Origin of the sequence: Collinsella aerofaciens, from assembly GCF_040920445.1 — a bacterium.
GTDB lineage: Bacteria > Actinomycetota > Coriobacteriia > Coriobacteriales > Coriobacteriaceae > Collinsella > Collinsella aerofaciens_BH.
This window is the reverse complement of record NZ_JBCOTQ010000062.1, coordinates 5,704-10,805: the sequence shown is the minus strand read 5'-3', so window position 1 is coordinate 10,805 and position 5,102 is coordinate 5,704. Positions and strand designations below refer to the sequence as shown.

Annotated in this window: 6 protein-coding genes and 1 pseudogene; 3 read left to right on the top strand and 4 right to left on the bottom strand. The window is 53.2% G+C overall.

Annotation, left to right across the window (positions count from 1 at the left end):
* Positions 1-126: 126 nt before the first annotated feature.
* On the top strand, positions 127-936 hold the full coding sequence (locus AB5405_RS08775; RefSeq protein ID WP_368138220.1) for a hypothetical protein: 810 nt from the start codon (positions 127-129) through the stop codon (positions 934-936).
* An 888-nt stretch (positions 937-1,824) separates the two neighbouring features.
* On the opposite strand, the gene AB5405_RS08770 is transcribed toward AB5405_RS08775, so the two are convergent.
* Both AB5405_RS08770 and AB5405_RS08765 read right to left on the bottom strand, forming a co-directional pair.
* The gene (locus AB5405_RS08770; RefSeq protein ID WP_368138219.1) at positions 1,825-2,118 is read right to left on the bottom strand and encodes a hypothetical protein; all 294 of its coding nucleotides are present in this window, start codon (positions 2,116-2,118) and stop codon (positions 1,825-1,827) included.
* A complete protein-coding gene (locus AB5405_RS08765) occupies positions 2,119-2,670 on the bottom strand; it encodes a nucleotide-binding protein (RefSeq protein ID WP_368138218.1) in 552 nt (183 codons plus the stop codon).
* Between the two features lie 524 nt (positions 2,671-3,194).
* On the opposite strand from AB5405_RS08765, the gene AB5405_RS08760 reads away from it, so the two are divergent.
* Positions 3,195-3,434, top strand: coding sequence for a hypothetical protein (locus tag AB5405_RS08760; RefSeq protein ID WP_368138217.1), 240 nt, complete (start codon positions 3,195-3,197; stop codon positions 3,432-3,434).
* A 282-nt stretch (positions 3,435-3,716) separates the two neighbouring features.
* The gene (locus AB5405_RS08755) at positions 3,717-3,941 is read left to right on the top strand and encodes a hypothetical protein (RefSeq protein WP_368138216.1); all 225 of its coding nucleotides are present in this window, start codon (positions 3,717-3,719) and stop codon (positions 3,939-3,941) included.
* Positions 3,942-4,150: 209 nt separating this feature from the next.
* Here the strand turns inward: AB5405_RS08755 and AB5405_RS08750 are convergent, their stop codons facing one another.
* Positions 4,151-4,276 carry a hypothetical protein gene (locus AB5405_RS08750; protein ID WP_368138215.1) on the bottom strand — a complete coding sequence of 42 codons (126 nt, stop codon included), beginning with the start codon at positions 4,274-4,276 and terminating at the stop codon, positions 4,151-4,153.
* Positions 4,277-4,473: 197 nt separating this feature from the next.
* A pseudogene (locus AB5405_RS08745) lies at positions 4,474-5,102 on the bottom strand (hypothetical protein); the annotation flags it as partial.

Sequence of the window (5,102 nt, the reverse complement as noted above, 5' to 3'; positions counted from 1 at the left end):
GACATATATAACGCAAAAAGGACCCTCATTAGCTTGGCGGCTTGGGTCCTTTAAGCGAAGTGTCATCAACTTGTTGGTAATATTCTACCACTTAAAACATGTTGGTGACCTTGGAAAGGTCACTTTATGGACGTAAATGGCGCTCCGCCCAGCGGGGGGAGCACGTTCAAAAACACGATTTCGAAAGAGGACTTCGCCGCCCTTCTTGCCCAGTCAAAACCGGGCGACACGCCGAGCTCGAACTCGAGTCGCGCTGCTGTTTTAAACGCGGAGTCATGGCTCAAAGATAGCTCGTCCGGCAGCGGGCGCTTCATCGCGCTCCCCTTGTCGATGATCTTGCTTCGCAAGTCGAAGGCGAAGCTGTCGCTGAACGAACTGCTCGTTCTGGCATATATCCACGGGTTCCAGCGCAGGGACCCATTGAAGGGCTGCCGGTCCAACGCAAAGACAATTGCCGAAGTCCTCGGCATCTCCCCCTCGGCACTCAGCAAGAGGCTCCAAAAGCTCAAGAGCTTCGCCCTCATTGAGAAAGAGGGGCATGGCGAGGAGGTCACCTACAGGGTCAACGAGGCCAGGTGGGCGGAGTTGTGCGGCGTTGAGTTCGTCAACGCCGGGGCCCTTCACGAATGGACTTCGCACGGGACGTTCTGCAGGATCCCATTTTGGACAGTTCGCGACAGCAAACTGTCCGCGCTCGACAAGGTTCTTTTCGGCTACATTTTCTCGTTCTTTTCGGCCAAGGAGCCCAAGCCTTTCCGGGTGTCGACACAGAACGCCGCCGACCAGCTCGCTGTCAGTAAGAGCAAACTTCGTGCCTCCCTCGAAAAGCTCGTTGGCCTGAGTCTTGTCGTAAAGACGGTCGTCTCGCCGCGCGTTCCGGCTGCGTACGATGTGAACCCGCAGGCATGCATGGAACGTGGTTCCAAGAACCTCTAATCGGGACGGACGACAGATTGCCCGTCCCTTTTTATTTGCCTCCCCCTATGCCCTTTTCGGCAATTTCCTATGCCCTTTTCGGCAATTTTTATCGAATTTAAGAAATCTCTGCTCTATTTTTGTGCCCTTTTCGGCAATTTCCTGTGCCCTTTTCGGCAATTTCTCCCTATTTCAGGCGCTTTTTCGCATTGCCTTCTATGCCCTTTTCGGCAATTTCCTATGCCCTTTTCGGCAATTTCCTGTGCCCTTTTTGACAATGGCAGTTTCCAAAAGGGGCACAAAAAGTTTCCAAAAGGGGCACAAAAACCCGAAAACTGTGCCCTTTTTGACAACCAAAAGTTTCCAAAAAGGGCACCAATAATATCTAAAGAGGTTTTAAGAGAAAGAAAGGGGAAGAAAACTTTTTCTTTGATTTGAGATTTTTATTCACGTCCATGTCAATCACCGTTTAATCGAAAACTGATCCACTCGCAACGTACTTTCCCGGAAATAAATCCGGTACGCCCTATTGGTCTTAGCGGCCAGCGAAACGTTATAGGCAAATCGGACGCTCGCTTTTCACCGGAAAGGAGAGCAATCGACCTGACTGAAATCGCTACGTCCTTGCCAACTCTCAGCGCCGGCGTCGCTTCACTCCCCGGGCGGACTAACCCACTTAGCTGTAAACACCTGCAATTCGGCAATGGCCGAATCCGTTTTCCGGTTGCCGACATTTGTTCAACCTCACTTCAATTACCGGCAGGGAGCTACAGAATCGAAAATAAGACGTCCTATCGGTGAGGTTCGACCGGTTTTCTCACTGATAGATAAAACGGGTCTTAAATCGGCTCTCAGAGGCCCATACAAAAGAAAGCGGGCACCTGACGGTACCCGTGATTCCGATTAGATTTACTTTTCGGCCAGATAGCGATCGAAAAGCTCCCGAGCGATATCCGATACGGACTTGTCCTCCTCGAGTGCCACTTGCTTCAGGCGTTTTCGGTAACTCTCCGGAACGTACACGGACAGCTGAACAAGCCTCTCAGATGCCCCTTCAGCGCCCTTTTTGGGGCGCCCGGCTTTCCGTACCTTAGGAGCCGGTTTCTGGGTCTCAGATGCGCTCTCAACGATTTTCTGCTGCCTCTCCTCGGCCTTTTCCGCTGCGACGTCGAAGTATGAGGTCGCCTTTTTGAACTTTGCCATTTACAGCACCTCTTCCAGTTCGTTCAGGATGTTTTCAATCGCCTGGGCGGCCTTGCCGTTTTTCGCGATCTCGTATACGGGTTTGCCCAGGGCCGCGCCCTGTTTGAATGCCGCCGCGGTCGGTACGGTGCCCAGCACGGGCAGGTCGTCGGCCTCGAGCAGTTCGAGGAACTGGCGGTCGACCGTCTGGTTTGCCGCGAAGTTGTTGACGATGATTGCAAACGACAAGTCGGGATTGGCCTCGGTGATGACCTTGATCGTTCGTTTCATCGGCTTCAACCCTAGGGTGCCCGGCTGGACCGGGATGATCGCGATGTCGGCATTTTTCGCGTACACAGCTGTCTCATCGCTCAGGAAACCAGGTGTGTCGATGACGTTCACGGCGTCCTCGTCGTCGAGCAGCCCTTTCTCGTGGTTCGCGCCGCCCTGCGGGTCCAGGTTGCCGAAGCCGATCTTGCGGCCGCGCCGCTCGAGGCCCCAGGCGATCTCGTCCGCGAACGTCGTCTTGCCGACGCCGCCCTTCTGATTGACTAGCAGGATGTTCGTCGCCATGTCCTCCCCTTTCTGAATAGCGTAGTCATATATTAGCACATTAATATATGACTACATTAAGCAATTCTAAGTCGCAGGTAGAAATATGTGAACATACTAAGCAATTAGCATAGTACTACATTAACGCGGTTACGGCTGTGAGTTGGTTTAACCCACAGCCGGGCTAAAGTTGCCAAAAGGGGCACGAAGGACAATACGGTTACAAGGTCGCTGATTGCGAGACGGAGGCCCTTCCGGCCGCCGACGCGGCGAGGCGGTTACGCGAGTGGGAACGCAAGGGCAAAAACGCATTGTCGCTGAACCGGTGAGTCAGTATTCTTTAGTGTTAGATGATGGATATTGAAATTAATTAGCGAGATAATGTGCATATCTCATAATGTATGCGTTTCACCATGAGAGAGGGATCTGTCATGAGCTGGAAACCGAGAAAATGTGTTATCGCCGGTCTCGTGATAACCGGTCCTGGCAGCGGCTTGTTTGCAACCGCAATGACATTCACTTGCATGTTCTAAAAGGCAGTTGCCATGCTGTCGCAAAATCAATCGAGATACTTGACCACGATCGGCTTTGCCCTGCTTGCATTACTCTTTGCTAGCGACCTTTTGCTGAAACCGCCCAAGGAACTCGTTTCGCTTGCCATAGCCTGCATTTCCGCCCTTGACTTTACGGCAACCCTATTCGTCGGACTAAAGGAGAGGAAAAAGGGCGCAGTCGTTGCATCCGCCGTAGGCGTGATCACAGCCATTGCCTCATTCTTTATCTGACACATTGGTAATCTAGGGGCGATATCGTAGGAATACGACCGGGAGAGCCGGGACCATAGGCTCCGGTAAGAACCTTCGCCATGCCCCACGCATCGACCCCGACGATTTCCCCGCCGGACGTCCTGACGGCCACGGCTCGAGCTCTAATACATGAGGTCCCAGCTTGTAATACGTGAACATATGACTACATTAACATAGTCATGTATTACCGAGCGTTATATGCTGCGCCGGATCCGCCCGTCTGTTATCTTGGGGGCGACAGTTTCTTGCAAGGAGACAGCCGTGCTCCAGAGTGTCTTTGGATCCGATGGGCAGATCCATCTTGAGAACCAAGTCGGCAGCCAACGTTTCGACCTCACCATGGGCGAAGTGAAAACGGTCATCCCGACCGCTGAGAACATGAGCGCCGTTTTCGGCAAGGATGGCGTGGAGACGGAGATTCAGGTGGGGCAGATGCGTCAAACACTGGGCAATCCTGGCTTCGATTGGCTGTTTAATAAACACTAACGGTTGAGTTATTGCAGCATAATCGCAGCTGTAAATATGTGACCATATGACTATGCCAACATGTGCGCACAGTCATATGGTCACAGTTGTAGATCGGTTTAATCTGTGGCCCTTAAGCTGAAGCTGCCTCAACGAACCGTGGCTCGCGAGACGAAAAAGGGGAATCTCTTTTGCGGGATTCCCCTTTCCGAGTCGTTATGCGATTTGTCCTACATCTGCTCGCGGCGCTTCTTTTGATCGGGGAAGACGCCGGCTGCCACGAGGACGGTGCCGCCGATGGCGAACGTCTCGCCGATGAGTCCCGCGCAGCGGACTCCGGGTGAGGGCTGGAGCAAGTTGATGGAAGACCTTACCGATCTGCGGAAGGTTTTGCCCGAAGCATCCGGCACCGCCGGATTCTTTTGGAACGGCCTCTCGTTTGATTGCTTTCCTATCGCTTGCTCCCAGACTGGTCGTCTAAAAAGGCGGCCGAACCGGCCGCCCACAAATAAATAAACATTTACCGAATGTAAGAGGAGAGGAACGATGCCCATTACTCCCAGTGACCGGCGACGTCGACAACCCAATGCTGTCCCGTAGCCTGCTGTTCATAATGTCCCTGGTCCTCAGAGGTGGTATACGAATCGTTTACGACAGATCCTCCGATACCGCCGTTTTCGCCATCGTTAATAATCCAAGCGTAGGCGGCATCGGATGAATCGAAGGGCCCTACCATAGCACCACCATGGTTGACCCAGAAACGAGGATGGCGCGTATACACTACATTCGGCACCCAGACCTGGCCGTAGTCGGTCTCCCAGTGGCCCTGCTCGGCAACCCACTTCTTCTGGCTACCGCTGTTGGAAGAAGAGTTAGTGCTGCCGGAACCCTGCGAATTGCCGGAATTCTGCTTAGACTGGGAGGAATCTCCCTTGCTATCCGACTTCGACGAGTCGGAGGACTTGTTGTCCTCCTTCTTGGAGTCATCGGACTTCTGGTCCTTGCCGTCGGATTCTTTCTTCTCCTCGGTCTTGGTTCCAGAGGTTTGCGCCGCCTTTTCTTCGCTTGGCTTCTTTTTGTCTTTATTCTTTACCGCTGTGGCGGCCCTTTCCGTAGAGCCGCTTCCTTGCTTTGCAACGCTGGCACATCCAAGTTGAGGTGCCGAAAGGCACACCAGAAGCG

Excerpts from the sequence above, each read along its gene's own strand:
- AB5405_RS08775 (WP_368138220.1), top strand. The coding sequence starts at position 127 with ATGGACGTAAATGGCGCTCCGCCCAGCGGGGGGAGCACGTTCAAAAAC.
- AB5405_RS08770 (WP_368138219.1), bottom strand. The coding sequence starts at position 2,118 with ATGGCAAAGTTCAAAAAGGCGACCTCATACTTCGACGTCGCAGCGGAA.
- AB5405_RS08765 (WP_368138218.1), bottom strand. The coding sequence starts at position 2,670 with ATGGCGACGAACATCCTGCTAGTCAATCAGAAGGGCGGCGTCGGCAAG.
- AB5405_RS08760 (WP_368138217.1), top strand. The coding sequence starts at position 3,195 with ATGCTGTCGCAAAATCAATCGAGATACTTGACCACGATCGGCTTTGCC.